General features: G+C 71.6%; 28 protein-coding genes and 1 other RNA gene. 8 read left to right on the top strand and 21 right to left on the bottom strand.

The window, feature by feature from the left end:
• Positions 1-6 precede the first annotated feature (6 nt).
• Positions 7-1,764: a DEAD/DEAH box helicase gene (locus AC4F3Q_RS02720; RefSeq protein ID WP_491038837.1), complete on the bottom strand. Its 1,758-nt coding sequence runs from the start codon at positions 1,762-1,764 to the stop codon at positions 7-9.
• Between the two features lie 131 nt (positions 1,765-1,895).
• On the bottom strand, positions 1,896-2,246 hold the full coding sequence (locus tag AC4F3Q_RS02715) for a DUF3039 domain-containing protein (RefSeq protein ID WP_168446025.1): 351 nt from the start codon (positions 2,244-2,246) through the stop codon (positions 1,896-1,898).
• Positions 2,247-2,311: 65 nt separating this feature from the next.
• Between AC4F3Q_RS02715 and AC4F3Q_RS02710 the strand changes: the two genes are divergently transcribed.
• A complete protein-coding gene (locus AC4F3Q_RS02710; protein WP_168446026.1) occupies positions 2,312-2,734 on the top strand; it encodes an RNA-binding S4 domain-containing protein in 423 nt (140 codons plus the stop codon).
• A gap of 58 nt (positions 2,735-2,792) precedes the next feature.
• Here AC4F3Q_RS02710 and AC4F3Q_RS02705 read toward each other — a convergent pair whose 3' ends face one another.
• On the bottom strand, positions 2,793-3,434 hold the full coding sequence (locus tag AC4F3Q_RS02705) for a CYTH domain-containing protein (RefSeq protein WP_491038622.1): 642 nt from the start codon (positions 3,432-3,434) through the stop codon (positions 2,793-2,795).
• 117 nt (positions 3,435-3,551) lie between these two features.
• A complete protein-coding gene (locus AC4F3Q_RS02700) occupies positions 3,552-4,064 on the bottom strand; it encodes a MarR family winged helix-turn-helix transcriptional regulator (protein ID WP_168446028.1) in 513 nt (170 codons plus the stop codon).
• 101 nt (positions 4,065-4,165) lie between these two features.
• Between AC4F3Q_RS02700 and AC4F3Q_RS02695 the strand changes: the two genes are divergently transcribed.
• Both AC4F3Q_RS02695 and AC4F3Q_RS02690 read left to right on the top strand, forming a co-directional pair.
• Positions 4,166-4,738, top strand: coding sequence for an NADPH-dependent F420 reductase (locus tag AC4F3Q_RS02695; protein ID WP_491038621.1), 573 nt, complete (start codon positions 4,166-4,168; stop codon positions 4,736-4,738).
• 215 nt (positions 4,739-4,953) lie between these two features.
• Entirely contained in the window at positions 4,954-6,246 is a 1,293-nt protein-coding gene (locus tag AC4F3Q_RS02690) for an alkaline phosphatase (RefSeq protein ID WP_491038620.1), read from the top strand.
• Positions 6,247-6,415: 169 nt separating this feature from the next.
• Here AC4F3Q_RS02690 and AC4F3Q_RS02685 read toward each other — a convergent pair whose 3' ends face one another.
• Both AC4F3Q_RS02685 and AC4F3Q_RS02680 read right to left on the bottom strand, forming a co-directional pair.
• Entirely contained in the window at positions 6,416-8,056 is a 1,641-nt protein-coding gene (locus AC4F3Q_RS02685; RefSeq protein ID WP_491038619.1) for an FAD-dependent oxidoreductase, read from the bottom strand.
• A gap of 11 nt (positions 8,057-8,067) precedes the next feature.
• Positions 8,068-8,241, bottom strand: a complete 174-nt coding sequence (locus tag AC4F3Q_RS02680) for a DUF8730 family Cys-rich protein (protein WP_491038618.1) — start codon at positions 8,239-8,241, stop codon at positions 8,068-8,070.
• A gap of 97 nt (positions 8,242-8,338) precedes the next feature.
• On the opposite strand from AC4F3Q_RS02680, the gene AC4F3Q_RS02675 reads away from it, so the two are divergent.
• From AC4F3Q_RS02675 to AC4F3Q_RS02665, 3 genes are all read left to right on the top strand, one after another.
• Positions 8,339-8,599, top strand: a complete 261-nt coding sequence (locus tag AC4F3Q_RS02675) for a metal-sensitive transcriptional regulator (RefSeq protein WP_168446033.1) — start codon at positions 8,339-8,341, stop codon at positions 8,597-8,599.
• Between the two features lie 71 nt (positions 8,600-8,670).
• Complete coding sequence (locus AC4F3Q_RS02670; protein ID WP_168446034.1) at positions 8,671-9,624, top strand: SPFH domain-containing protein; 954 nt, start codon at positions 8,671-8,673, stop codon at positions 9,622-9,624.
• A gap of 3 nt (positions 9,625-9,627) precedes the next feature.
• Complete coding sequence (locus AC4F3Q_RS02665; RefSeq protein WP_168446035.1) at positions 9,628-9,960, top strand: type II toxin-antitoxin system antitoxin; 333 nt, start codon at positions 9,628-9,630, stop codon at positions 9,958-9,960.
• Between the two features lie 195 nt (positions 9,961-10,155).
• Here AC4F3Q_RS02665 and ssrA read toward each other — a convergent pair.
• The 6 genes from ssrA to prfB all read right to left on the bottom strand — a co-directional run bounded on the left by ssrA (position 10,156) and on the right by prfB (position 15,645).
• Positions 10,156-10,524: a transfer-messenger RNA gene (ssrA, locus tag AC4F3Q_RS02660) on the bottom strand.
• 170 nt (positions 10,525-10,694) lie between these two features.
• Entirely contained in the window at positions 10,695-11,141 is a 447-nt protein-coding gene (gene smpB / locus AC4F3Q_RS02655) for an SsrA-binding protein SmpB (RefSeq protein ID WP_245854886.1), read from the bottom strand.
• Between the two features lie 179 nt (positions 11,142-11,320).
• Positions 11,321-12,703 carry a peptidoglycan DD-metalloendopeptidase family protein gene (locus AC4F3Q_RS02650; RefSeq protein ID WP_491038617.1) on the bottom strand — a complete coding sequence of 461 codons (1,383 nt, stop codon included), beginning with the start codon at positions 12,701-12,703 and terminating at the stop codon, positions 11,321-11,323.
• A 1-nt stretch (position 12,704) separates the two neighbouring features.
• Entirely contained in the window at positions 12,705-13,619 is a 915-nt protein-coding gene (ftsX, locus tag AC4F3Q_RS02645) for a permease-like cell division protein FtsX (protein WP_168446037.1), read from the bottom strand.
• Positions 13,620-13,630: 11 nt separating this feature from the next.
• On the bottom strand, positions 13,631-14,320 hold the full coding sequence (gene ftsE, locus AC4F3Q_RS02640) for a cell division ATP-binding protein FtsE (protein WP_098457306.1): 690 nt from the start codon (positions 14,318-14,320) through the stop codon (positions 13,631-13,633).
• 209 nt (positions 14,321-14,529) lie between these two features.
• The gene (prfB, locus tag AC4F3Q_RS02635) at positions 14,530-15,645 is read right to left on the bottom strand and encodes a peptide chain release factor 2 (protein WP_491038616.1); all 1,116 of its coding nucleotides are present in this window, start codon (positions 15,643-15,645) and stop codon (positions 14,530-14,532) included.
• A gap of 144 nt (positions 15,646-15,789) precedes the next feature.
• On the opposite strand from prfB, the gene AC4F3Q_RS02630 reads away from it, so the two are divergent.
• Positions 15,790-18,069, top strand: a complete 2,280-nt coding sequence (locus AC4F3Q_RS02630; RefSeq protein ID WP_491038615.1) for an LLM class flavin-dependent oxidoreductase — start codon at positions 15,790-15,792, stop codon at positions 18,067-18,069.
• A 91-nt stretch (positions 18,070-18,160) separates the two neighbouring features.
• Here the strand turns inward: AC4F3Q_RS02630 and AC4F3Q_RS02625 are convergent, their stop codons facing one another.
• The 9 genes from AC4F3Q_RS02625 to AC4F3Q_RS02585 form a co-directional block, all read right to left on the bottom strand.
• On the bottom strand, positions 18,161-18,598 hold the full coding sequence (locus AC4F3Q_RS02625; RefSeq protein ID WP_491038614.1) for a hypothetical protein: 438 nt from the start codon (positions 18,596-18,598) through the stop codon (positions 18,161-18,163).
• A 59-nt stretch (positions 18,599-18,657) separates the two neighbouring features.
• Complete coding sequence (locus AC4F3Q_RS02620) at positions 18,658-19,083, bottom strand: pilus assembly protein (RefSeq protein WP_491038613.1); 426 nt, start codon at positions 19,081-19,083, stop codon at positions 18,658-18,660.
• A 35-nt stretch (positions 19,084-19,118) separates the two neighbouring features.
• Complete coding sequence (locus AC4F3Q_RS02615) at positions 19,119-19,517, bottom strand: TadE/TadG family type IV pilus assembly protein (protein WP_491038836.1); 399 nt, start codon at positions 19,515-19,517, stop codon at positions 19,119-19,121.
• Positions 19,514-19,735, bottom strand: coding sequence for a hypothetical protein (locus AC4F3Q_RS02610; RefSeq protein WP_168445801.1), 222 nt, complete (start codon positions 19,733-19,735; stop codon positions 19,514-19,516). The genes AC4F3Q_RS02615 and AC4F3Q_RS02610 overlap by 4 nt, the downstream gene beginning before the upstream one ends.
• 78 nt (positions 19,736-19,813) lie before the next feature.
• Entirely contained in the window at positions 19,814-20,749 is a 936-nt protein-coding gene (locus AC4F3Q_RS02605; protein WP_491038612.1) for a type II secretion system F family protein, read from the bottom strand.
• Positions 20,746-21,600, bottom strand: coding sequence for a type II secretion system F family protein (locus AC4F3Q_RS02600; RefSeq protein WP_491038611.1), 855 nt, complete (start codon positions 21,598-21,600; stop codon positions 20,746-20,748). The genes AC4F3Q_RS02605 and AC4F3Q_RS02600 overlap by 4 nt, the downstream gene beginning before the upstream one ends.
• Positions 21,600-22,823 carry a TadA family conjugal transfer-associated ATPase gene (locus AC4F3Q_RS02595; RefSeq protein ID WP_491038610.1) on the bottom strand — a complete coding sequence of 408 codons (1,224 nt, stop codon included), beginning with the start codon at positions 22,821-22,823 and terminating at the stop codon, positions 21,600-21,602. The genes AC4F3Q_RS02600 and AC4F3Q_RS02595 overlap by 1 nt, the downstream gene beginning before the upstream one ends.
• A 207-nt stretch (positions 22,824-23,030) precedes the next feature.
• Entirely contained in the window at positions 23,031-23,522 is a 492-nt protein-coding gene (locus AC4F3Q_RS02590; RefSeq protein WP_491038609.1) for an RrF2 family transcriptional regulator, read from the bottom strand.
• A gap of 49 nt (positions 23,523-23,571) precedes the next feature.
• Positions 23,572-24,816 carry a multidrug effflux MFS transporter gene (locus tag AC4F3Q_RS02585; RefSeq protein WP_350308686.1) on the bottom strand — a complete coding sequence of 415 codons (1,245 nt, stop codon included), beginning with the start codon at positions 24,814-24,816 and terminating at the stop codon, positions 23,572-23,574.
• A 202-nt stretch (positions 24,817-25,018) separates the two neighbouring features.
• Between AC4F3Q_RS02585 and AC4F3Q_RS02580 the strand changes: the two genes are divergently transcribed.
• Entirely contained in the window at positions 25,019-25,753 is a 735-nt protein-coding gene (locus tag AC4F3Q_RS02580; protein ID WP_491038608.1) for an SOS response-associated peptidase, read from the top strand.
• Positions 25,754-25,757: the final 4 nt, after the last annotated feature.

Below are 25,757 nucleotides of genomic sequence, written 5' to 3'. Positions count from 1 at the left end.
CGGTCGTCAGCGCTTGCCGACGAACCAGCGCCGCACGAGAGCGACGCGCGCCTCGAGCTGCTCGACGGTCGCGAGCGGCACCTCGGGCCCCCCGCACTGCCGACGCAGCTCGACGTGCACGGTTCCGTGCGGCTGGCCCGACCGGCGGGCCCAGCCCGCGACGAGCTGGTTGAGCTCGCGTCGCAGCTCGGCTGCCTTGCGGTGGTCCATCTCCTCGCGGACCGCGTCCGCGCTGCCACGGCTCATCTGCCCGGCCTGACGCTGCCGCAGCAGCGTCGTCACCTGGTCCGCGTCGAGAAGCCCGGGCAGGCCGAGGAAGTCGAGCTCCTCGTCCGAGCCGACGTCGGCACCCAGGCCGAACTCGCCGCCGTCGAACAGGACCTTGTCGAACGACGCCTGCGCCTCGAGCGCCTCGAACGAACCGAGCAGGTCGCCGGCGGCCTTGTCCTCACGGTTGGCCGCAGCGATGAGCGAGTCCTCGAGCTGCCCGTCGGTCTCCCCGGGCTTCTCCGGCCGGTCGAGCGCGTGGTCACGCTCGACCTCCATCGCGTGCGCGAGCTCGAGGAGCTGCGGGACGCTCGGGAGGAAGACCGACGCGGTCTCGCCGCGACGCCGTGCGCGCACGAAGCGACCGACGGCCTGCGCGAAGAACAGCGGCGTCGACGCCGACGTCGCGTACACGCCGACCGCGAGACGCGGGACGTCGACACCCTCGGAGACCATGCGCACGGCGACGAGCCAGCGCGAGTCCGACGACGAGAACTCCTCGATGCGCTGCCCTGCACCTGCATCGTCGGAGAGGACGACCGTCGGCGACTCGCCCGTCAGCCGGGCGATGTGGCCCGCGTAGGCGCGCGCGTCCGTCTGGTCGGTCGCGATGATCATCGCGCCCGCGTCGGGGACCGAGCGCCGCACCTCGGTGAGGCGCTTGTCCGCAGCGGCGATGACCGACGGGATCCACTCACCGTTCGGGTCGAGCGCGGTGCGCCACGCCTGCCCGGTCATGTCCTTCGTGAGCGGCTCGCCGAGGCGTGCGCTGATCTCGTCGCCCGCCTTCGTGCGCCAGCGGACGTTCCCGGAGTACGACATGAAGATCACGGGCCGCACGACGTGGTCGCGCAGCGCCTGACCGTAGCCGTACGTGTAGTCGGCCGACGAGCGCCGGATGCCGTCGTTGCCGCGCTCGTAGCGCACGAACGGGATCTTGGCGGTGTCCGAGCGGAACGGCGTTCCCGTCAGCATGAGCCTGCGGGTGGCGCTCTCGAACGCCTCGCGGACCGCGTCACCCCAGCTCAGCGCGTCGCCCCCGTGGTGCACCTCGTCGAGGATGACGAGCGTGCGGTCGGCCTCCGTGCGGGCGCGGTGGAGCGCGGGGTTGGCAGCGATCTGCGCGTACGTGATCGCGACGCCGTCGTAGAAGGCGCCGTGCCGCCCCTGGTTGTTGCGGAACGACGGGTCGATCTTGATGCCCACGCGCGCAGCCGCGTCGGCCCACTGGTGCTTGAGGTGCTCGGTCGGTGCGACCACGGTCACGCGCCGCACGACGCCCGCCTCGAGGAGCTCGGTCGCGAGCCGCAGCGCGAACGTCGTCTTGCCGGCGCCCGGGGTCGCGACAGCCATGAAGTCGCGCGGGTGCGTCGCGCGGTACCGTTCGAGCGCCTCGGCCTGCCACGCACGCAGCTTCGTCGCGGTACCCCAGGGCGCACGCTGCGGGAACGCGGGCGCGAGCTGAGACGCCGCCGCCGACGACGCGTGCACGGGCATGCTCTGCACAGCCTGCCGCGGCGCGGGCCCACCGACGGTCGCCCGGGCGCGCTCCGCCGAACGTTCGCGAGCCCGCTGGACGCGGTCCTCGAGAGCGGAGGCGAAGAGGTCAGGCTGCTCTGCTGCCTCCGTCACTTGTCCGAGTCGCCGGCGCCGTCGTTCCCGTCGCCGTCCTCGGGCTTGCGGAAGCCCTCGTAGATCTCCTTGCACACGGGGCACACCGGGAAGCGGTTCGGGTCGCGACCAGGGACCCACACCTTGCCGCACAGCGCGATCACGGGGTTCCCCGAGACGGCGGAGGCGAGGATCTTCTCCTTGCGGACGTAGTGCGAGAAGCGCTCGTGGTCCCCCGGCTCGACCTCCTGCGTCTGCTCGACGCGCTCGAGCAGGCCCGTGGCGCCGCCGTCGCGGCTCGGCCCGCCGGGGCCCGTGGGGCCGGACGGGGCGGAAGGTCCGTTCGGGGAGGGGAGGGTCTCGCTCATGAGCACGAGTCTACGATGCCCCCTCCGACACACCCGGTCCGTCCGGGCGTCGGTACAGTGCTCGGGTGACCTCCCCCGCAGCCCCGTCGCCGCCTCCCGGGAGCCCTGCGCCCGACGGCGCGAAGGCCCGCGCGGACAGCTGGACGTGGGCGGTGCGCGTCTACCGGACACGCTCCCTCGCCGGCGCGGCGTGCCGCGCCGGGCACGTGAGCGTCAACGGGGAGAAGGCCAAGCCGTCGTCGCCCGTCCGGGTCGGCGACGAGGTGCGCGCCCGCACGGACGCGGGCGAACGCATCCTCGTCGTACGTCGGGTCCTCACCAAGCGGGTGAGCGCGCCGCTCGCGGCCGAGGCCGTCCAGGACCTCACACCTCCGCCTCCCCCGCGCACCGAGGTCCCGCTCGCGCCGATGCGCGAGCGAGGCGCCGGGCGTCCCACGAAGCGGGAGCGGCGACAGATCGACGAGCTCCGCGGTCGCGAGGCCCGCTAACCGCCGAAGCCGGCTGACCGCCGAGGGCCGCGAGGCCCGCTGGGGCCTGGAGGCCTGCTCAGGCGAGCGGGCTCGCGAGGGTGTTCGTCCCGAAACCCGAGGAGAAGGTCGGGCCGCGGTCGGCGAGCTCGCGCGCGAACTCGTGCTGCCACGCGGGGAACGGTGTGTGCGCGAGAGACTCGTTCGCGAACCGGCGGTCCTCGGTCACCTCGGTGACGCAGAACGACGGGATGCTGAGGTTCGTCACCGGAGTACCGCGCTCGCACTCGGCGATGACGAGGCCGCGGTTGCGCCCCGCGAAGACGTCGACGACCCAGCCGTCGTCGCCGAGCCAGGCGGAGTAGCGGTTCTTGACGATGCGAGCTCCCCCGCGCCGCATCATCTCGATGCCGACGTGGACGTCGATCTCGCGCTCGGCCTCGTACCGCGTGCCACCGACCTGCGGGCCCTTGACGGTGAGCGCGCAGAAGTCGAAGCGGTCCGCGTGCACGTCGAGGAGGTCGACCGCGTCGAGGTCGGCGCTCGGGTCGAGCACGATCCCGTCCGCCTGGACGCGCAGTCGCATGGCGTAGCCGTCGACGGCCAGGAAGTAGGACTGCACGATGAGCGTCGGCGTCGGGTCGTCGCGCACCGCGTCAGGCAGGCCTCGGACGAAGAAGCGCCGCTCGAACTCGAAGTCGCCGTATCCGGTCTCGCTCATGGGTTGTCCTGGGGTGGGGGCCGGTGGTCGTCGGCGGGGACGCCGTCGGGCCGAACGTAGCACCGCGGGCCCCGGATTCGTGGGATCTCGGGGCTGTGCGGCCTCTCTCAAGACGCGTCAGCGTCCGTAGGGCAGCGAGCGGCGTCCCTCGGGGTCGATCCGGCCGAGGATCAGGTCGCTGATCGTGTGGAGCTGGGCGACCTGCTCGTCGCTGAGCGGTTCGAACACCTGGGAGCGGACCGTGCGCGCGTGCCCGGGTGCGGCCTCGACGACGGCGTCCCAGCCTGCGTCGGTGAGGCGGGCGTTCATCGCCCGGCGGTCCGCGTCGCAGACGGCGCGGCTGACGAACCCGCGCTTCTCGAGGCGGGTGACGACGTGGGAGAGGCGCGGCAGGGTCGCGTTGGTGCGGGCTGCGAGGCCCGTCATGCGCAGCGTACGGTCCGGGGCCTCGGAGAGGATCGCGAGGACGTAGTACTCGAAGTGGCTGAGCCCGCTGTCGCGCTGGAGCTGGGAGTCGAGGACGCCGGGCAGGAGCTCGACGACGCCGATGAATCGCACCCAGGCGGACAGCTGCTCGGGGCTGAGCCAAGGGCTGTCGTCGGGGGCTACCACGGTGCTGTCGTCGTTCATGCCCTCATCATAGCGCATTGGTTGACGCTTCAACCAATGCGGCGTAGCGTCGATGGAACCGAGCCGCCCGCTCGGCACCACCCCCGTCGAAGGAGCTCCTCATGACCACGATCACCATCATCGGCACCGGCAACATGGCCCACGCGATCGGCGGCGTGCTCGCCGACGGCGGCGCCTCGGTCCAGTACATCGGCCACGGCGAGAACACCCCCGTCCAGGGCGACATCGCCATCCTCGCCGTCCCCTACCCCGCCGTCGACGACGTCCTCGCGACATACGGCGACCAGCTCGACGGCCGCGTCGTCGTCGACATCACGAACCCCCTCGACTTCAGCACGTTCGACTCCCTCGTCGTCCCGTCCGACAGCTCCGCGACCGCGCAGATCGCCGCACGCATCCCCGGCGCCAAGGTCCTCAAGGCGTTCAACACCACCTTCGCCGCGACGCTCTCCGCCAAGACCGTGGGCGGCCTGCCCACCACGGTCCTCGTCGCCGGGGACGACACCGACGCGAAGGCCGCGCTGATCGGCGCCGTCACCGCGGGCGGCGTCTCCGCCCTCGACGCCGGAGCGCTCTCTCGGGCACGCGAGCTCGAGGCCCTCGGGTTCCTGCAGCTCACCCTCGCCGTCGGCGAGAAGCTCCCGTGGACCGGCGGCTTCGCCGTCGCGCGCTGAACCGCCCGAGGAGGTGCGCGCCAGGCGGCGCGCACCTCCTCCCGCGTGCACCACGGGCCCCGGGCGCCCGAGATGCACCGTTTGCGGCATTCCCGGCGCGGACTTAGCGTCACAGGGTCCGGCACGAGCCGTCGACCGCAGCGTGGCGGCCGGCAAACGGCTGGGATGCCGGACCCGACCGACGGGCTCACCCGCCCGCCGAAAGGGGCAACGCGATGAGGTCCACACCCACACGATCGCGCGTCGCCGGGGCCGCACTGGCCCTCGTGCTCGCCGGGACCGTCGGAGCCTCCGGCTCCGGATGGCACGGCCACGACAAGAAGCACCACCGCGACGACACCCGCGCGAAGAACGTCATCTTCATCGTCGGCGACGGCATGGGCATCGCCCACCGCGAGCTCATCAGGCTCGCGACCGTCGGACGCGACGCGGAGCTCGAGATGGACCAGATGCCGTACCACGGCTGGGCCCACACAGACCCGGCGGATCCCGAGGACGTCGTCACCGACTCCGCGGCCGGCGCGACCGCGTTCGCGACCGGGGTCCGCTCCTACAACGGCGCCGTCGGCGTCGACGTCGACGGCAAGCCCGTCACGAGCCTGCTCGAGCGAGCCAAGAAGTCTGGCAAGGCGACCGGGCTCGTCACCACCTCCCAGGTCACCGACGCGACGCCCGCCTCCTTCGGGTCGCACGTCGCGGACCGCAGCGACCAGAGCGAGATCGCCCGCCAGTTCCTCGAGGTCACCCAGCCAGACGTCATCCTCGGCGGCGGCGAGGACTGGTGGTACCCCGCGGACGAAGAAGGTGCGTGGCCGGACAACCCGCCCACCGACCCGAGCGAGCAGTCGAAGGGCACGAAGGGCAACCTGGTCGAGCGCGCCAAGACGCTCGGGTACGAGTACGTGACCGACGCCGACACCCTCGCCGCCGCCAAGGTCCACCAGGGCGGCAAGCTCCTCGGGCTCTTCGCCAACGAGGAGATGTTCGAGCACCACAACGAGGGACCCGACGCCATCTACGACCCGTCCGTGCCGCTGCCGACCATGGCCACCAAGGCCCTCGACGTGCTCAAGAAGGACAAGCAGGGCTTCTTCCTCGTCATCGAGGAGGAGGGCATCGACGAGATGGCGCACCACGGCAACGCGACGCTCATGATCGAGGCGGGCCGTGCGCTCGACCGGACGGTCGCGCTCGCACGTGACTTCGCGAAGAAGGACGGCAACACGCTCGTCGTCGTCGCGGGCGACCACGAGACCGGCGGCCTCGCGATCGAGAACCCCGACGACGACGAGTCGGGCGACGGCGAGCAGGCCGAGGACGGGCCCATCACCCTCTACGGGACGGACCAGGAGTTCTACGTCGACTGGACGACCAGCGGCCACACGGGCGCCGCGACCCCGGCCACCGCTGAGGGCCCGGGCGCGGCCCGCATGCGCGACGTCCGCGACAACACCGACATCCACGACCTCGTCCTCGCGGCGATGAAGCTGGACCGCGGACGCCGCTGACCCGTCAGCGCGGCGCCGCCGTCGCGCGACGACGCCCGCGGCGACGACCCGCGACGGCGACCCGCGACGGCGACATCGCACGACGACGCGGGCGCCCGCACCGGTGAGGTGCGGGCGCCCGCGTCGTGCTGCGTCGGCCTGGCTCCGCGCTACGGCGCAGCCGTGCGCGCTACCGCGTCGCCGTGCTCCAGGTACGGATGCCGCCGTCGAGGTTGCGGACGTCGTCGTGCCCGAGCTGCGCGAGCAGCCGTGCGGCGCTGTGACCGCGCTGCCCGACGGCGCAGTGCACCACGACCGGCCCCTCCCCGATCTCGCCGTGCCGCTCGCGCAGCTCGTCGAGCGGGATGTTGACCGCGCCGGGGATCGACTCGCGCTCGTGCTCGGCCGGGGTCCGGACGTCGACGAGCGTCGCACCCGCCGCGAGGACGGCGTCGAGCTCGTGCCACTGGACCGATCGCGTCAGGCCGGACGCGAGGTTCTCCGCGATCATGCCGAGCATGTTGACCGGGTCCTTCGCGGAGCCGAACTGCGGCGCGTAGGCAAGCTCGAGGTCGGCGAGGTCGCTCGCGTGCAGCCCGCTGCGGATCGCCGTCGCGACGACGTCGATCCGCTTGTCGACGCCCGCCTCGCCGACACCCTGCGCACCCAGGATCTCGTCCGTCGCGGCGTCGACGACGAGCTTGAGCGCCATCGGGCGCGCTCCCGGGTAGTAGCCGGCGTGGTCGCTCGGGTGCGTGTGGATGACACGGACGTACCGACCTGCCGCGCGTGCACGGCGCTCGCTCCACCCAGTGGAGGCGGCGGTCAGTCCGAACACCCCGACGATCGCCGTGCCGAGGACCGGCTGGGACCGCACCGGACGGCCGGTGATCGCGTCCGCGACGAGGCGGCCGTGACGGTTGGCGGTCTGTGCGAGCGGGACGAACGCGTCGCCGCCACCGATCGCGTCGCGCTTCACCGCGACGTCGCCGACGGCGAAGATCGCAGGGTCGCTCGTGCGCTGCTGCTCGTCGACGACGACAGCGCCGCGCTCTCCCGTCTCGAGCCCCGCCTCGCGGGCGAGACGTGACTCGGGCGAGACGCCGACGGCCATGACGAGCAGGTCCGCCCGGACGGTCGAGCCGTCGTCGAGCACGAGGTCGGTCTCGGTGACGCTCGTCGCCGCAGCGCCGGTGCGCACCGTGACGCCGTTCTCCTCGAGGCGGGCGCGCACGAGCGCGGCCATCTCGACGTCGAGCGGCGGCAGGACCTGGTCCGCGAGCTCGACGACCGTGACGTCGAGACCACGCAGCGCGAGGTTCTCGGCGAGCTCGACGCCGATGAAGCCCGCACCCACGATCGCGGCGGTGCGCGGTCCTGCGGCGACTGCCGCGACGATGCGGTCGACGTCGGCGACGTCGCGCAGCACGTGCGCCCGCTCGGCGCCCGGGAGCGTGGGGCGGATCGGGGAGGCGCCCGTCGCGATGACGAGCGAGTCGTAGCCGAGCTCGACCTCCTCGCCGGACCGGAGCCGGGCGGTCACGGTGCGGGCGTCGCGGTCGATCGCGACGACGTCGTGCCCGGTGCGCACGTCGAGGCGGAAGCGTGCTCCGAGCGACGCGGGCGTCTGCAGCAGGAGGGCCTCACGGTCCTCGATGACGCCACCGACGTGGTACGGCAGCCCGCAGTTCGCGAACGAGACGTGCTCGCCGCGCTCGAGGACGACGATCTCGCGGTCCTCGTCGAGCCTGCGCAGCCGGGTGGCGGCGGACATGCCGGCGGCGACGCCGCCGATGACGATCGTGCGGGGTACGGCCTGCGGGTTGCTCATGGCGCGCCTCGTCAGCGGCCGAAGAGGCCGGAGAACCAGCCGCCGGACTTCTGCTGCGCGCCGACCGAGGTCTGCGGCTCGTCAACGCAGCGGCACTGCTCGGACTTGGGCACGGACGCCATGACGGAGTCGACGTGCTGGCCGCAGCCCGCCCAGGTCGTCTTGCCGCACTTCTTGCATGCCACCGGTCGGCACATGTGTTGCTCCTGGTTTCTCGTCGGAAGATACCCCCTGGGGTACCTGATGTTCGCCACGATACACCCCCGGGGGTATGCTGTCCACATGAAGCTCCCACCCGAGACCACCCAGGCCGTCACCACCCGGCTCAAGCGCGCGCACGGCCAGATCGCCGGCATCATCAAGATGCTCGAGGAGGGCCGGGAGTGCGAGGACGTCCTCACTCAGGTCGCAGCCGTCAGCAAGGCGCTCGACCGCGCCGGCTTCGCGCTCATCGCCGGCGGCATGCGCGAGTGCCTCGTCGCCGACGACCCGTCGGTGTCGGACCAAGAGCGCCTCGAGAAGCTCTTCCTCTCCCTCGCCTGACCTCCCCCTGGCGCTCGAGGCTAGAAAAGTGATATCACTTTGCTACCAACGAGCACGAGGAGAGGCAGACCATGAGCGAGGCAGACCAGTCCGTCGGAGGCACCCCCAGCACCGTCCCCGTCGGACATGACGGCGTCCGCGTCGAGATCGACGAGCGCACCGTCACCATGCGCAACGGATGGGCCGCGCTCGGAGGCGCCACCCTGCTCCTCGCCCTCGCGGCCGGAGCCTTCGTCGGGATCGAGCTCGTCGACCCGGTCGCCCTCAAGGCCCTCCTCGCCGTCGCCGGCTCGATCCTGTCCATCGTGTCGGTCCTCGCCTACAGCGCCCTCACGATCGTCAACCCCGGCCAGACCAAGGTCGTGCAGTTCTTCGGCCGCTACATCGGCACCGTCCGCCGCACCGGACTCGTCCTGACGCCCCTGCTCTCCTCCCGCAAGACCGTCTCCGTGCGCGTCCGCAACTTCGAGACGAGCGAGCTCAAGGTCAACGACGCCGACGGCAACCCCGTCAACATCGGCGCCATCGTCGTCTGGCAGGTCGCCGACACCGCCCGCGCGACGTTCGCCGTCGAGGACTACGCCAACTTCGTCCGCGTCCAGTCCGAGGCCGCGCTCCGGCACGTCGCGACGACGCACCCCTACGACAACGCCGACGACGGCGAGGCCACCCTGCGCGGATCCACCGACCAGGTCTCCGCCGAGCTCGCCCACGAGGTCGCCGAGCGCGTCGCGCTCGCCGGCGTCGAGATCATCGAGGCGCGCATCTCGCACCTCGCCTACGCCCCCGAGATCGCCCAGGCGATGCTCCAGCGCCAGCAGGCCGGCGCGATCATCGCGGCGCGCGAGAAGATCGTCGAGGGAGCGGTCGGCATGGTCGAGACCGCGCTCGAACGCCTCGAGCGCGACTCGATCGTCGCGCTCGACGACGAGCGCCGCGCCGCCATGGTGTCCAACCTGCTCGTCGTCCTGTGCGGCGACTCGCGCGCGACCCCGATCGTCAACACCGGCAGCCTCTACAGCTGACACGTGCACGACGACGCGACCACCCCGGCAGGGCGCGGCACCGACGGTGCCCCGCCCTCCTCGGGCGAGCCCGCGCCCCGCACCCCGCACGACGAGAACACCCGCAGCAGCGCGGGCGGGGCACGCCCCGCTCGTGCGGCGCGCAAGCAGGTGCTGCTCCGCCTCGACCCGGCCGTGCACGACGCCGTCGCGCACTGGGCCGCCGACGACCTGCGCAGCGTCAACGCCCAGATCGAGGTGATCCTGCGCGACGCTCTCGACCGCGCTGGACGCTCCCCCCGGGGCGCGGGCCCACTCCCCCGACGGGGTCGCCCGCCGGGCGAGACGACACCCTGAGCCCGGGCGCCGCGCCCCAGCCCGGCCCCTCGCTCTCGTCCTGGCCCTGGTCCTCGCCGCCGTCGCCCTCGTCCCCGACCTCGTCCCCCACCGATCGTCCAGGCGCACACGTCACGTGTGCTGGCGGGCGATCGGCCGCGAAGGTGGCGGGTACGACGAAGGGCCCCGCCAGCGGCGGGGCCCTTCGTCGTGCAGGGGTGGAGGTGCGGGGAATCGAACCCCGGTCCGGTGACGCGTATCCAGGACTTCTCCGGGCGCAGTCTGCTAGTGGATTTTCTCGGCCCCAGCTCTCATGCAGACATGCTGCTGACAGGCCCAGTCATCTGAGAGTCCCCACGCCGCCGATGACGAGCGACGTGAGCAGTGGCTTCCTAGATGACGCCAGGAACCGGGACGGAAGCTAGCCCGGGCTGACGGACTTCGGGGCTCGCTCAGGCGGCGAGGGCGAAGTCGGTGCGCTTGGAATCGGCACCTATTGGTTTGCAGACATCGTTAACGAGATAAGTCTGCATCCTCGGCCCGCTTCTCCTCGAAGCACGACCACCGTCGAAACCGATCACCCCCTGTGCAGTTGTCAAGCAACGCCCGTGGGCGCCACCCCGAGGGGTGAGCCTGACAAGCAAGACCAGTCTAGAGCACCCTCGTCGGGGTCCGCACTGCTTTTTGTGGTGGCACCGGACACGCTCCACCCGACGTCGGACCTGCCCGGACGAGCCGGGCCGTCGCGCAAGGTGTCAGCTCATCTCGCGGTGACGCATGGCGCGCTGCGCCTCGAGGTTGTCCTGACGCTCGCGCAGCGTCTGCCGCTTGTCGTACTCCTTCTTGCCGCGCGCGAGCGCGATCTCGACCTTGGCACGGCCGTCGAGGAAGTAGATCGACAGCGGGACGATCGTGTGGCCCTTGGCCTGCACGTCGTTGCCGAGCCGGACGATCTCGTTCTTGTGCAGCAGAAGCTTGCGCTTGCGACGCGGCGCGTGGTTGGTCCACGTGCCCTGGGCGTACTCGGAGATGTGCGCGTTCTCGAGCCACGCCTCACCCCGGTCGACGGCGACATAGCCGTCGACGAGCGACGCCCGGCCTGCGCGCAGCGCCTTGACCTCCGTGCCGGACAGGACGATGCCCGCCTCGTAGACGTCCTCGATCACGTAGTCGTGACGCGCCTTCTTGTTCTGCGCGATCATCTGCTTGACCGGCACCCGCCCGGCGTCGGGCCGGTGGCTCTTCTTGGAGCCGTCAGGGATCTGGTACAGCTTGCCCTTCACCATCGTCCCTCCTCCGGGATGAGTCGTGCTGCGGCGCCGATCGGCCGCGACCATCCAGGATACCCGGCGAGAGCCTGGTCTCCCGAGCGATTATCGGTTCAGAGCATCGACATGGGGTTGACGGTGGACCCGTTGACGTAGACCTCGAAGTGCAGGTGGCAGGCGGTGCTCGTGCCCGTCGTGCCGGAGTATCCGACGAGCTGTCCCTTGGAGACGCGCTGGCCCGTCGCCACGGCGAACTTCGAGAAGTGGTTGTAGCTCGTCATGAGGTTCGCACCGGCCACGGTCCCGTGGTTGATGAGGACCTGGTTGCCGAAGCCCGACACGTAGCGCGCCCACTGCACTGTGCCCGCAGCAGACGCGTAGATCGGCGTGCCGCAGTATGCGCGGAAGTCGGTGCCCGCGTGCAGGCGGAGATACCCGAGCACGGGGTGCATGCGGTAGCCGTACCGCGACGTGATGTGCACGTTCTTCACCGGGTAGGCGAGGAACTTCGAGCTGGACGGCGGGTCGTTGCCGGGAAGTGACGTCGGCGGCTTGCTGCCGTTCTTCTTCGCGTCCTCAGCCGCCTTCTTCGCAGCTTCCTCCGCAGCCTTGCGCTCCGCCGCGCGGATCGCGGCGAGACGAGCCTTCTCCTTCTGCGTCAGACCGATGACCTTCTGGATCTCGTTCTCGAGCGCCTTCGCGTCGGCTTCCTTCTGCGCCTTCGCCGCGAGCTGCTGCGCCTTGCGGTTCTCGATCTTGGCGAGCTGTGCCTGCTGGGACGAGACGAGGGCCGCAACCTCCTGCTTCTTCTTCTCGGCCGCGCCCTGAGCCTCCTGCGCGGCGACGACCGCGGCGTCCGCCTCGGTCTTGAGCGAGGCGATCTGCTCGCGGACCCCGGCGAGCCGGGCCTGCGCGTTGCGCGACGTCGCCTCCGCCTGCTGCAGGTCCGTGAGCGAGTTCGTCTGGGCACGCAGGGCGGTCTGGGAGAGCGTGTAGCGGTCGACGAAGTCCTCGGTGCTCGACGCGCCGACCACGAGTCCGAGGCTGTCGGCCCGGCCCTCGCCGCGGTACGCGCGACGTGCGAGCTCGGCGATCGACGCACGCGTCGTCGTCGCGGCCGCGTCCTGCTCCTGGACCTGGGTGACGAGGAGCGACTCCTGGGACTTGGCGTCCTCGAGGCGCTCGCCGAGCGCGTCGGCCGCGGCCTGCGCCTTCGTGTGCGTCGCGACGGCCTCGTCGAGCTCGGCCTGCGCGACGGGCAGGAGCGCCTCGACGCGCTTGAGCTCGACGTATGCGGCTGCCATGTCGGCGTCCGTGTCCTCGAGGTCCTCCTCGAGGTTGTCGATCTCCTTCTCGGCGGCGCTCCGCGCCTTCTGTGCGGCTTCCTTCTTCTCGCGCAGGTCGTCGAGCGTGTCCGCGCCCGCGGGCGCGGGCGCGACGACCGCGACCAGCCCGACGACGATCAGGGCGGCAAGAGAACGACGCAGGTTCCTCATGTCACACCTTCGTGTAGCGGTTGAGGGTCACCAGGGAGGAGATCGCGGCAAGGATGATCGCGACGGCGAGCAGCAACGGGGCGATCGTCCAGACCTCGCCGACACCGACGAGCGGCACCCACGAGACCTCGCCCGCGAGCCAGTCGGTCACGAGGTACTTCACGCCCAGCCACAGCCCGCCGACCGCCATCACCGCACCGAGCGCTGCGGCCAGCGCACCCTCGAGCATGAACGGCAGCTGGATGAACAGGTTGCTCGCGCCGACGAGCCGCATGATGCCCGTCTCACGCCGTCGGCTGAGCGCCGAGAGGCGGATCGTGGTGGTGATGAGCAGCACCGCAGCCAGCAGCATGACCGCGGCGAGCCCGACGGCGAGCACGGACGCACGGTTGAGCACGAGGAACAGCGAGTCGAAGATCTTGCGCTGGTCCTCGACGCTCTCGACGCCCGGGCGGCCCGTCAGGACGTCAGAGACGACCTGGTAGTTCTCGGGATTGACGAGCTTGATGCGGAAGGACGCCTGCATGTCCTCGGCACGGATCGCCTCGGCCCAGTCCTGACCGGAGAAGTACTCCTGGAAGGACTCGAACGCCTGCTCCTTCGTCTCGAACCACACCTCCTGGATCTCCGGGGCGAGCTCGGGCGACTTGATGAGCGCCTCGAGGTCGGTCACCTGCTCGGGCGTGGCCTCGCCTGCGGCGCACTGCACCTTCGACGAGCCGTTCGGGCACAGCAGGACCGTGACCTCGACCTTGCCGTACCAGTCGTCCTTGAGCTTGGACACCTGCATCTGCAGCAGGCCCGCGGCACCCACGAACGTGAGCGAGACGAACGTGACGAGGATGACGGAGATGGTCATCGACAGGTTGCGACGCAGCCCGATGCCGATCTCGGAGAGGATGAACTGAAGTCTCATGATCCCGTCCCTCAGCGCGCCGAGCCGTACACGCCACGGTGCTGGTCGCGGACGAGCTCGCCCGCGGACAGCTCGATGACGCGCTTTCGCATCTGGTCCACGATCTCGTCGTCGTGCGTCGCCATGACGACGGTCGTGCCGGTGCGGTTGATGCGGTCGAGCAGGCGCATGATCCCCAGGGAGGTCGTCGGGTCGAGGTTGCCGGTCGGCTCGTCGCACAGCAGGATCGGCGGGCGGTTGACGAACGCGCGAGCGATCGCGACGCGCTGCTGCTCACCGCCGGAGAGCTCGTGCGGGCGGCGCTTCTCCTTGCCGCCGAGGCCGACCATCTCGAGGACGTCAGGGACGACGGTCTCGATGTGGTGCTTGGGCTTGCCGATCACCTGCAGCGCGAACGCGACGTTCTCGAAGACCGTCTTGTTGGGCAGCAGGCGGAAGTCCTGGAAGACGGCGCCGATCTGGCGGCGCAGTGCGGGGACCTTCCAGCTCGACAGCGTCGAGAGGTCCTTGCCGGCGACGAGGATCGTGCCCGACGTCGGGCGCTCCTCGCGCAGCGCGAGCCGCAGGAAGGTGGACTTGCCCGAGCCGGACGCGCCCACGAGGAACACGAACTCGCCACGCTCGATCTCGAGAGAGATCGAGCTGAGCGCGGGTCGCGCACCGCGTGCGTAGATCTTGGTGACGTTCTCCAGGCGAATCACGTGGGGTGCCGGTTCCGTTCCTTCGTGCCGGTCGGCCAGACGACCGACAGCCCCGTGGCGGGTCGCGTCGCGACCGCAGACCACGGTGAGCCTCGTCGAGCGTAGGCAGACCCGTCCCGGAGTTGGGGGCGGACACGCCGCCGCCCGCCGTCCTGGAAGCGCTCTGGGAGCGGTCTGGACGCTCCGGGCGGCCGTGCGGCGTGCGGGGATCAGTCGCGCTTGGACCGGCGCCAGCGGATGCCGGCCTCGATGAAGTCGTCGATGTCGCCGTCGAACACGGCGCCCGTGTTGCCGACCTCGTGCTCGGTGCGCAGGTCCTTGACCATCTGGTAGGGCTGCAGCACGTAGGAGCGCATCTGGTCGCCCCAGCTCGCCTTGATGTCCCCGGCGAGCTCCTTCTTCTTGGCCTTCTCCTCAGCCTGACGCTCGAGGAGGAGGCGCGACTGGAGGACGCGCATGGCAGCCGCGCGGTTCTGGATCTGCGACTTCTCGTTCTGCATCGACACCACGATGCCCGTCGGGATGTGCGTGAGGCGCACGGCAGAGTCGGTCGTGTTGACGGACTGCCCACCGGGGCCGGACGACCGGAAGACGTCGACCTTGATCTCGTTCTCGGGGATGTCGATCGAGTCGGTCTGCTCGATGAGCGGGATGACCTCGACGGCGGCGAACGACGTCTGGCGGCGGCCCTGGTTGTCGAACGGCGAGATGCGCACGAGGCGGTGCGTGCCGGCCTCGACGGACAGGTGCCCGAATGCGTAGGGAGCCTTGACCTCGAACGTCGCGGACTTGAGGCCTGCCTCCTCGGCGTAGGACGTGTCGAGGACCGCGGTCGAGTAGCCGTGCCGCTCGGCCCAGCGCAGGTACATGCGCATGAGCATCTCGGCGAAGTCGGCGGCGTCGACGCCACCCGCGCCGGCGCGGATCGTCACGACGGCCTCGCGGGCGTCGTACTCGCCCGACAGCAGGGTGCGGACCTCGAGCTGGTCGAGGTCCTTGCGGATCGTGAGGAGCTCCGCCTCAGCCTCAGCGAGCGTCTCCGCGTCGTCGTCGCCCGCGCCCTCGGTCGCCATCTCGACGAGGACCTCGAGGTCGTCGATGCGCGACTCCATCGAGGTGATGCGCTCGAGCTCGTTCTGCGCCTGGGACAGCGCGGTCGTCACCTTCTGCGCCTTGTCGGTGTCGTCCCACAGGTCGGGGGCGGTCGCCTGCTGCGACAGGTCCTCGATGCGTGCGCGGAGCGCCTCAGGGTCGCTCACGGCACTGATCGTGCTCAGGGTCGCCCGGAGGGCGCTGATCTCGGCGGAGAAGTCGGTGGTGGCCACGAGAGTCAAGGTTACCCTCCGCGGTCCGCTTCCCCTCACGGAATGCGGGCCGCGGTAGCGGGGTTGTGCGGTCAGGTGGAGCGGCAGGTCGGGCGCTCCCCCGCTGGCGCACACGTGCCAGCCCGTCGGACGCAGGAGCGGCACGTGCACTACGGACATCGCCTCGAGCTGGGCACCTTCATCACTCCGGGCGCCGCCCAGCCGAGCGCGACGGTCGCGCTCGCGCAGCTGAGCGAAGAGCTCGGGTACGACGTCGTGACGTTCCAGGACCACCCGTACCAGCCCGCGTTCCTCGACACGTGGACACTCATGAGCTGGGTCGCGGCGCAGACGACGCGGATCCGGGTGGCGGCGAACGTGCACAACCTGCCGCTGCGTCCGCCTGCCGTGCTCGCACGGTCGGTCGCGAGCCTCGACCTGCTCTCGGGTGGCCGCGTGGACCTGGGGCTGGGTGCGGGGGTGTTCTGGGACGCGATCGAGGCGATGGGCGGTCGGCGGTTGACGCCCGGCGAGGGCGTCACGGCGCTCGAGGAGGCGATCGATATCATCCGCGGCGTGTGGGCGACGCACGAGCGTGCGCCGCTGCGCGCGGGCGGCACGTTCCACCGGGTCGACGGCGCGAAGCGCGGCCCGGCGCCCGCGCACGACGTGCCGATCTGGCTCGGCGCGCTCAAGCCGCGCATGCTGCGGCTCGTGGGCCGCAAGGCGGACGGCTGGTTGCCGTCGCTCTCCTACCTTGCTCAGGACGACGGCGGCAACGGCACGCAGGCGTTCGCGCGCGGCAACGCGGCGATCGACGAGGCCGCGGAGGCTGCGGGCCGTGACCCGCGCGAGGTGCGGCGCCTCCTGAACATCGGCGGGCGCTTCACGCCCGTGCGGCGGGGCTTCCTCGACGGCCCGGCCGGGTCGTGGGTCGAGGACCTGCTCCCGCTCGTCGTCGAGCAGGGTGCGGGGACGTTCATCGTGTCGAGCGACGACCCGAACGTGCTGCGGGAGTTCGCGCAGGACGTCGCCCCCGCGCTGCGCGAGGCCGTGGACCGGGAGGTTCCGGGCGGGTCGGCAGGCGTGCGGGTGCGGCCGCGGGCGTCGCTCGCGCTGCGCCGCGAGGGCGTCGCGTACGACGACGTGCCTGAGTCCCTGCGCGAGCTCGCGGTCGAGCCCGGCGACCGGGAGTTCCACCGCCTTCGCGGCGGATACATGCGCGGGGGCAACCCGGGGCTCGTGCTGCGGCCGCGCAGCACGGCCGAGGTGGTCGAGGCGCTCGCGTTCGCACGCCGGCACCCGGACCTGGACCTGGGCGTGCGCTCGGGCGGGCACGGCATCTCGGGCCGGTCGACGAACGACGGCGGCCTGGTGCTGGACCTGGCGCGCATGAACGCCGTCGAGGTGCTCGACGAGGCGGCGCGGCTCGTGCGGGTCGAGCCGGGGGCGCGCTGGATGGACGTGGCGCGGGTGATCGCGCCGTTCGGGTGGGCGGTGACGTCGGGCGACTTCGGTGGTGTGGGCGTGGGCGGGCTCGCGACGGCGGGCGGTGTGGGCTTCCTGAGCCGGTCGCAGGGGCTGACGATCGACCGCGTGCGGGCGGTGGAGATGGTGCTCGCGGACGGGTCGGTGGTGCGCGCGAGCGCGGACGAGAACGCGGAGCTGTTCTGGGGTGTGCGTGGCGCGGGCGGCAACCTGGGCGTGGTGACGTCGTTCGAGATCGAGGCTGGCGAGGTGGGCGAGGTCGGCTGGGGTGTGCTGACGCAGGACTTCTCGGACCCGGCGGACTACCTGGTGCGGTGGGGTGCGGCGGTCGAGTCGGCGCCGCGCGATCTGACGAGCTTCCTGCTGACGGGGGCGCCGCGCGCGGGGCGGCCGCCGGTGGTGCAGACGATGTCGATGGTGGTCTCGGACGATGCGGAGACGATCGTGGAGCGGTTGCAGCCGATCGCGGCGATCTCGCCTCTGTATGGCCAGGACGTGCGGTTGACGACGTACGAGTCGGTGATCGCGAACGCGCCCGAGGAGGGGCACGTGTCTGACGGTGAGCCGCACTCGCGCTCGGGGCTGTTGGAGCAGGTGACGCCGGGCTTTGCGCGGGCGGCTGCGGAGGCATTGGCGTCGGGCGAGATCTACTTCTTCCAGATCCGTGCGCTGGGCGGTGCGACGACGGACGTGCCGGCGGAGGCGACGGCGTTCGCGCACCGGGGTGCGCAGTTCGCGGTCTCGGCGATGGGCCGGTCCGAGGAGTCGTTGGAGCGGGTGTGGGCGCCGCTGCGCGAGCACATGGTCGGGCTGTACGCGAGCTTTGAGACGAGCCGCGCCCCCGAGCGGGTCACGGAGGCGTTCCCGCCGACGACGCTCGAACGCCTGCGCTCGCTCAAGGCTGAGGTGGACCCCGACAACGTGTTCCGCCACAACGTCGACGTGACGACGCGGTAGCGCCCCGCGTCCGCCCACCCTCGTCGAGCCGGAGAGCGAGCACCCACGCACACGTTGCGTGTGCAGGCGCGCTCACTGTGCGGGCGGGACGTCAGCTGCCGCGGGCCGCGCCCTCGACGACGATGCGGACGCCGCCGTCGTCGTCCAGCACGTCCATGAGCCAGCCGACGAGTGCTGGCCGTGCCACGCCCGCGAGCTCGACGACGGCGGTCTGCCCGTCGGGCGATGTCCCGGCGACGAGCCGCACGTCACGCAGGGGCACGACGTCAGCGGAGTCGTCGAGGTACTCCTGCGCGGCCGTCGCCACTGATGCGTCGGTCAGCACGATGACAGGATCCACGGTCTCGTCGCCGACCTGGTCGAGGTTCGCGTGGAACAGCGTCTCGTCGAAGGTTCCGGCGGCATACGCGGCAGCTGCGTCGGCCACGGACAGAAGGCGCTTGCGCTCCAGCTGGACACTCGTCACAGCGGCCACCGTGGCGATGAGGGCCAGGGCTACCGCGACGAAGCCGATCGCGAGAACCAGCACCTGACCGCTGTCATCGTCGCGCAGACGCCGCGCAAGTCGCCTCGCCCTTCCCGCGGGCGTCACGGCGTGGCTCGCAGGCGGTCGACGACGCCCCGCTGGGACGCCTCGACGGGCACGGACATGCTGTCGAGCCCGATGCTCGCGACACCGGGAAGCGGCACGCGGAGGTGCACGCGCACCGATATGTCCTGCCCCGGGGTGACGCACGGCTCGGCGCAGTCGACCTCGACCGCCGCACGGTCGGCAGCGAGCCCGTGGTCCTCCAGCGCGACCTTGACGGCCGCTACGGCTCGGGCGGCAGCGTCAGCGTCGTCGTCGGCGATCGTGTAGGCCCGCAGGACGTCCCGGGCAGCCCCCTCGGTCGCGAACGCCGCCGCCTGCACCTGGCTGAGGAACACGACGAGGTAGACGAGCGGGATGATGAAGACGACGGCCACGAGAAGGAACTCGACCTGGGCGTTGCCAGCGTCGTCGCCCAGGTGCACGCGTCGAGCGAGACGAGCTCCCCTCGGCCGGCCCTTCACTGCTGCTCCATGATCGCGTGGCCGCGGACCGTGATCGTCCCTGCGGACCCGATCAGCCCGATCACCGGGGCGGGGGCCGTCACGGTCACCTCGGCGAGCAGCACGTCGTCACGAGTGACCGTCCCTGCGACGACGTCCTGCGCGTACCTCTCCGACAACGAGCTCGTCACGAGGTGGGCCGTGCGGTCGACGCCATCCCGCGGGGTGCTGTCCGCGCGTGCAGCGAGGCGTGCGCCCTCCGCAGCGGCGTCGACGAGGGTCGTCCGCACGTGCAGCACGAGCGCGAGCTGGAGCACCGCGACGAACAGCACGACGACGAGCCCGCCGACGAGGACGAACCCGACGGGGGCAGACCCTGCGTCCGCGGCACCGAGCCGCGTACCGAGACGGGTCAGGGTGCCTTGACGCTCTTGACCGCGTCCGTGAACAGCTGGGAGAGCAGCCCGCCCGCCGTCGTCCACAGGATGATGACGAGGCCTGCGCTCATCATCGTGACGAGCACCCAGCCAGGGACGTCTCCCCTGTCGCGCGGGCCCGACATCATGACGCGCGCAGCGAGGCGCGCCTTCCATGACACGTCCGGCGCTCGCCACGTCGTGGTCCCCTGGTTCATCGTGATCCTTCCTGATGGTCGTTCCGGCGCCCGCTGCGGGCGCCGGTCGTGCAGGTGCTGGCAGAGCCTCGTCCTGTGTCACAGCCCGATCCTCAGGACGAAGAGCGACGGGAACACGGCGAAGACGACGGTGATCGGCAGGACGAGGAACACGACCGGGACGAGCATGAGCACCTCCTTGCGGCCACCCACCTCCATGAGCGTCCGCTTCCCCTGCTCGCGCACGTCCTGGGCCTGAGCCCGGAGCACCTCCGCGACGGGCGTCCCGCGCTCGACAGCGACGGCGACGCCCTCCGCGAACCTGCTGAGCGGCGCGAGCCCTGTCCTGTCCGCGAGGCCTTCGAGCGCGCCGCTGAGCGACGCTCCTGCGTGGACGTCCGCGAGCGTCATCCGCAGCTCGCGCGCCAGCTCGCCGCTCGCGGTCCGGGCGACGCGCTGGAGGGCCGCGACCGGAGCCTCCCCTGCGGCCACCGCGAGCGCGAGAAGCTCGGCGATCGTCGGGAACTCGAGGAGCATGACCTCGTCTCGGGCACGGATCGTCCGGGCGAGCTCCCGGTCGCGGAGCATGGCCCCGCTGGCGCCCGCGATGAGCACGAGGACTGCCCCCAGCAGCACTGGGAGGTTCCGGGTGGCGGAGAGGACGAGCGCGAAGAAGAGCCCGGCAGCGAGACCGATCGTGCCCCAGAGAAGCTGTTGCGCCCGGTACTGCTCGACCGTCCAGCGCGAGCCAGCGCGCTGCAGCCGGCGCCTGAGCTGGACCGTCGGTGTGCCGAGCCTGGCGACGAGCCCACCGAGGGTCGCGACCCAGGGCGCGACCAGCATCTCGAGCGTGGGGAACGGCGTGATGGCGCGACGCTCCTCGAGCAGCGCCGACCCGGTGTCCCGACGACCGACATACGGCGCTACGCGCGCGGCGAAGGTGACCCGACGCGCGCGCAGGCGCCACGCGATCGTCAACAGCCCGACGCCGCCCACGAGCCCGATCGCCGCGCCCTTCACCTCCTCCGGGCTCATCGCAGCACCCGCACGTCGTCAGGAAGCCGCCCGATGCGCAGCATGGCCCAGTAGGCGAACGTCGAGACCGCGCCGCCTCCGGCGAGCACGAGCGCACCCTCGATCGAGCTGTAGGCCGACGCAGTCTCGGGACGGGCGCTCAGGAGGGCGAGGATGACCCAGGGGCCCGCGACGGCGAGCCTGGCTCCGGCGACCGTCCAGCTCTGCCGGGCCTCGAGCTCGCCGCGCGTCCTGAGGTCTTCGCGCAAGAACGCGGAGAGCGTGCGGAGCAGACGACCGAGGTCCGTCCCGCCGACCTCGCGGCTGAGGCGGAGCGACTCGACGATGCGGTCCGCGACAGGATCGGCCATCCGGGTCTTGAGGTCGTCAAGGCAGTCGTTGAACCTGCCGGTCGCGCGGTAGTCGCGCGCGAACGCGGCGAACGGCTCGCGCAGCTCTTCGGGGCCCCGCACCGCGAGCTGGCTGAGCGCCTCGGGCAGCGAGAGCCCGGCGCGCACTCCGGAGGCGAGGTGGTCGACGACCTCGGGCCAGACCTCACGGAGCGCCTCGCGGTGCTTGCGCGCGCGGTGCCTCACGATCGCGACCGGCGCCCCGGCTGCGATGACCGCGAAGCTCGCCGCGATCGGGAACGAGCGTGTCGCCGCGAACGCGACGAGCAGCACGGCCACCGCACTGCCGAGGCACATGCCGACGACGCTGCGCACCCGCACGCCCGGCAGGCCCGCCGCCCGCAGGGCGTCGTCCATCCGGGCCCCGCGCGTCGTCCCGCGCGGACGGTCCTGCTGCTCCCAGCAGGACAGCCAGAGACACAAGACCCCGGCGCCCAGGAGGAGCCCGACGACGACTCCCATCAGCTCGCGGCCCGCAGCTCGGCGGCGATGTCGATGCCCGCGCGTTCGAAGCGCTCGAGCCCTGGCGGGAAGCCGTCTCCACGGACCAGCGCGCCGTCGACCGTGCGGAAGACGTCGGCAAGCTGCACGACCCCCGCCTCAGCGCGGCCGGGGACCGCCGCGATCTGCTCGACACGCCGTGTCCCGTCAGACCGGACGCCGAGATGGACGACGAGGTCGATCGCGGACGCGACGGTCGGCACCACGAACGTCGCCGAGACGTTCTCCCCGGCGAGGAGCGGCAGCAGGCAGAGCTTGGCGACGGCGTCTCGTGCAGAGTTGGCGTGCAGGGTCGCCATGCCGGGGATGCCGGCATTGAGGGCGATGAGCAGGTCGAGGCTCTCGGCCTCGCGTACCTCGCCGACGACGATCCGGTCAGGGCGCATGCGCAGCGCTTCCTTGACGAGTCGCCGCAGCGGGATCTCGCCCGTCCCCTCGAGGCTCGGCTGGCGGCACTGCATCGCGACGGTGTCGCGGCACGCGAGCCTGAGCTCGAAGACCTCCTCGCACACGATCACCCGCTCCTTCGCGGGGATCGAGCCGCCTAGGGCGTTCACCATGGTGGTCTTGCCCGCCTGGGTGGATCCGGACACGAGGATGTTGAGCCCTGCCCGGACCGCCGCGTCGAGGAACCGTGCTGCGTGCACGGTGAGCGACCCGAGCGCCACGAGGTCCTCGAGGCCGCGAGCGGCAACGACATACTTGCGGATGTTGACGGCCCACTGCCGAGTGATGTCGGGGATCACGACGTGCAGGCGCGACCCGTCGGGCAGGGTCGCGTCGACGAACGGGGACGACAGGTCGAGGCGACGTCCGCTGGACTTGAGCATCCGTTCGACGAGGTCGCGGAGCTGGGTCTCGGTGAGGATCGTCGTCGTCAGCTCGGGGACTCCGCGCCGCGCGACGAAGACCCGGTGCGGGCCGTTGACCCAGATCTCCTCGATCTCGGGATCGTCGAGGTACGGCTGCAGCGGGCCCATGCCTGCGACAGCGGCGACGATCTCCCGGGTCGCACCGTCGGCGTCGGCGAGCGCCGGGACGACGCCACGTCCCGAGCGCCGGTCGTAGTCCTCGACCGCCTCGCGGACGAGGACGGCCAGGTCGCCCGAGTCGCGCTCGGGGTCGATCCCCCGGCGTCGGATGAGCTCGCGCACCTCGCGCTCGAGGATGGCCACACCGTCCACGTCGTCCCCCGTCCTGCCCCGCCCCCGCGGTGCTGGCGTGCCGCCCCCGCGGCACGCCAAAGCAGACCATAGGGGGTTTTCGGGCGGAGCGCGCGGCGACTGTGGACAACTCACCCGCCGAGAGCCGGACCGCGGCCCTCCGGCACGCCGCCACATCCGGACGGGAACGCATGCCCCCACGCGTCAGGTCTGCGAGAGGACTGCCCGTCAGAGGGAGCCCTGCGCCTGTGCTCCCGGCAGCGGGCGCGTGACCCACGCGTCCGGCTCGGCGAGCATGTCGGTCGCGGCGGGCGGGAGGTCGCCCGAGGCGACGTCGGCGAGCGTCACGTGCTCGAGGACCGTGCGCATGGCGACGCGCAGCGCGACCCACGTCTCGCGCAGGTGCGCGGACGCTCCCTGGTAGTCGACGTCCTCCGGCTGCACCCCGGCGATGTTCGCGAGCGGGCCGTCGATCGCGCGGATCACGTCCGCGACCGAGATCGTCGCAGGGTCCCGGGCGAGGCGGTAGCCGCCGTCGGCTCCTCGCCTCGACTCGACGAGACCGGCGCCACGCAGGTCGCCGAGGATCGACAGCATGAACGGAGCCGCGATCTGCTGCGCCGTCGCGACACTCTCCGCCTTGACGAACCCCCCGTCGTACGTGGTCGCGAGCTCGAGACAGCCCCGGACGGCGTAGTCGATCTTGGCGGTGATGCGCATGGGCCACAGTATGCCCGGCCAGCAGTGGCCCGAGCGTGAGCGCCCAGCGTCAGGCGTCGCCCCACGCGCCGCCGCGCCGGTAGGCGGGCGTCGCGACGGCGAGGACCGTCACCGCGAGCGCCACCGCGAGCGTCATGACCGCCGCCATCGCGACCGCCGTCCCGCCGAGCACGCCGACGAGCGGGCTGATCAGCCCCGCGAGACCAGCCTGCATCGCCCCCATGAGCGCGGCCGCCGTGCCCGCCATGTGACCGTACGGCGTCAGGGCGATCATCGACGCGTTCGCCGGGATCATCCCCTGCATGCCGAGCACGAGCCACAGCACGCACAGCAGCGCCACGAGCCCGCCCGCGCCCGTCGCGGTGACCGCGACGAGCGCAGCGCCGAGGCCCATCTGCACCACGAGCGCGACCCGCAGGATCCGCATCGGCGACACGCGCCGCACGAGCGCCGCGTTGAGCTGCGCCGACCCGACGAGCGCCACACCGTTGATCGCGAACGCGATCGCGAACTGCTGCTCGCTGAGCCCGTACTCCTCCTGCAGCACGAACGTCGACCCGACGACGTACGACATGATCACCGCCTGCCCCAGCCCGGGGATGACGGCGACGGCCATGAACTTCTTGTCCTTCAGCAGCGACGCGTAGCCGGCGGAGACGCCACGCGGGCCCGCGATGCGGCGCCGGTCCCCCGGCAGGGTCTCCGGCATGAATCGCCACACGATCACCAGCAGCACCGCGCCGATCACCGCGAGCGCCGCGAACACGAGGTGCCACGTGCCGCGCGACGCGATCGCCCCGCCGACCGTGGGTGCGAACAGCGGCGCGACACCGATGACGAGCATCAGGCGTGACAGGAGGCGCGCGGCCTCGGCGCCGACGAACCGGTCACGGATGACCGCGATCGCGACGACGGACGCGGCAGCGTTGCAGAAGCCCTGCAGCACGCGCAGCGCGATCAGGATCTCGATCGTCGGAGCGACGATGCACGCGAGCGACACGAGCACGTGCGCCGCGACGCCGATCAGGACGGGCAGCCTCCGCCCGAACCTGTCGGAGAACGGGCCGATGACGAGCTGGCCGACGGCGCCACCCAGCAGCATCCCCGAGACGGTGAGCTGAGCGGCAGCCGCGGTCGAGCGGAGGTCGAGCGCGACCGTCGGGAGCGACGGCAGGTACATGTCGACCGTGATCGCCGGGAGGGCCGCGAGCGCGCCGAGCATGAGCACCCACTTGAAGCCAGCGCCTCGAGGTGCGGGCGGGGCTGAGACGGGGTCGTTCGGGCGCGGGCTCACACGCTCGATCTTATCGATTCGATCCAGTGGCAGACCTCGCGGCAGCGGCTGTCACGGAGGCATGCGTCACAGCTCTGCGGTCGCGACGGTCTCGTGTCACGCCGTGGGGAACCGTCGGGCAGGGCGGCGGCCAGGACTCACCGGACCGCTGCCGCTCGCCGCCTCCCGCGCCGATGTCAGAGGGGTGCGGGACAGTGGAGGCATGTGCGGACGCTTCGCCTCGTTTCGGCAGACCCAGGACCTGCTCGACGCCTTCATGATCGACCCGACGCTCCCCCTCGACCCGGAGCTCGCGGCCTGGCAGGCGTCGTGGAACGTCGCGCCCACCGACCCGGTACGGATCGTCGTCGAGCGCGCACCCCGCGGTGCGGCACCGGGAGCGGCAGCCGAGCGGTCGCTGCGCCTCGCCCGCTGGGGTCTCGTACCGTCCTGGTCCAAGGACCCGAAGGGCGGCGCCCGGATGATCAACGCGCGCAGCGAGACCCTCCTCGAGAAGCCCGCGTTCGCCAAGCCGATGGCGGCCCGCCGCTGCCTCGTGCCGACCGAGGGTTACTACGAGTGGAAGGCGGGCGCCGACCCGAAGGCCCGAAAGCAGCCTTACTTCATCCGCCCCACGAGCGCGGGAGTGACCGCGTTCGCGGGCCTCTACGAGTTCTGGCGCGACAAGGACAAGGCCGACGACGACCCAGCACGCTGGCTCGTCACCACGACCGTCATCACGAAAGCCGCGACAGGCGACATGCTCGACCTCCACGACCGAGTGCCCGCCGTGCTCCAGCCCGATCTCTGGGCCGAGTGGCTCGCTCCCACGACGAGCGCCAGCGACGCCCGGGCCCTTCTCGACGTCCCCGTCCCCGACCTCGAGTGGTACCCCGTCAGCGCTGCGGTCAGCACCGCGACCACCGAAGGGCCGCAGCTCATCCAACCGGTCTCCTGACCCG

The sequence above is a fragment of the Flavimobilis sp. BM9 genome (genome assembly GCF_058313055.1).
This window is presented reverse-complemented; position numbering and strand designations above follow the sequence as displayed.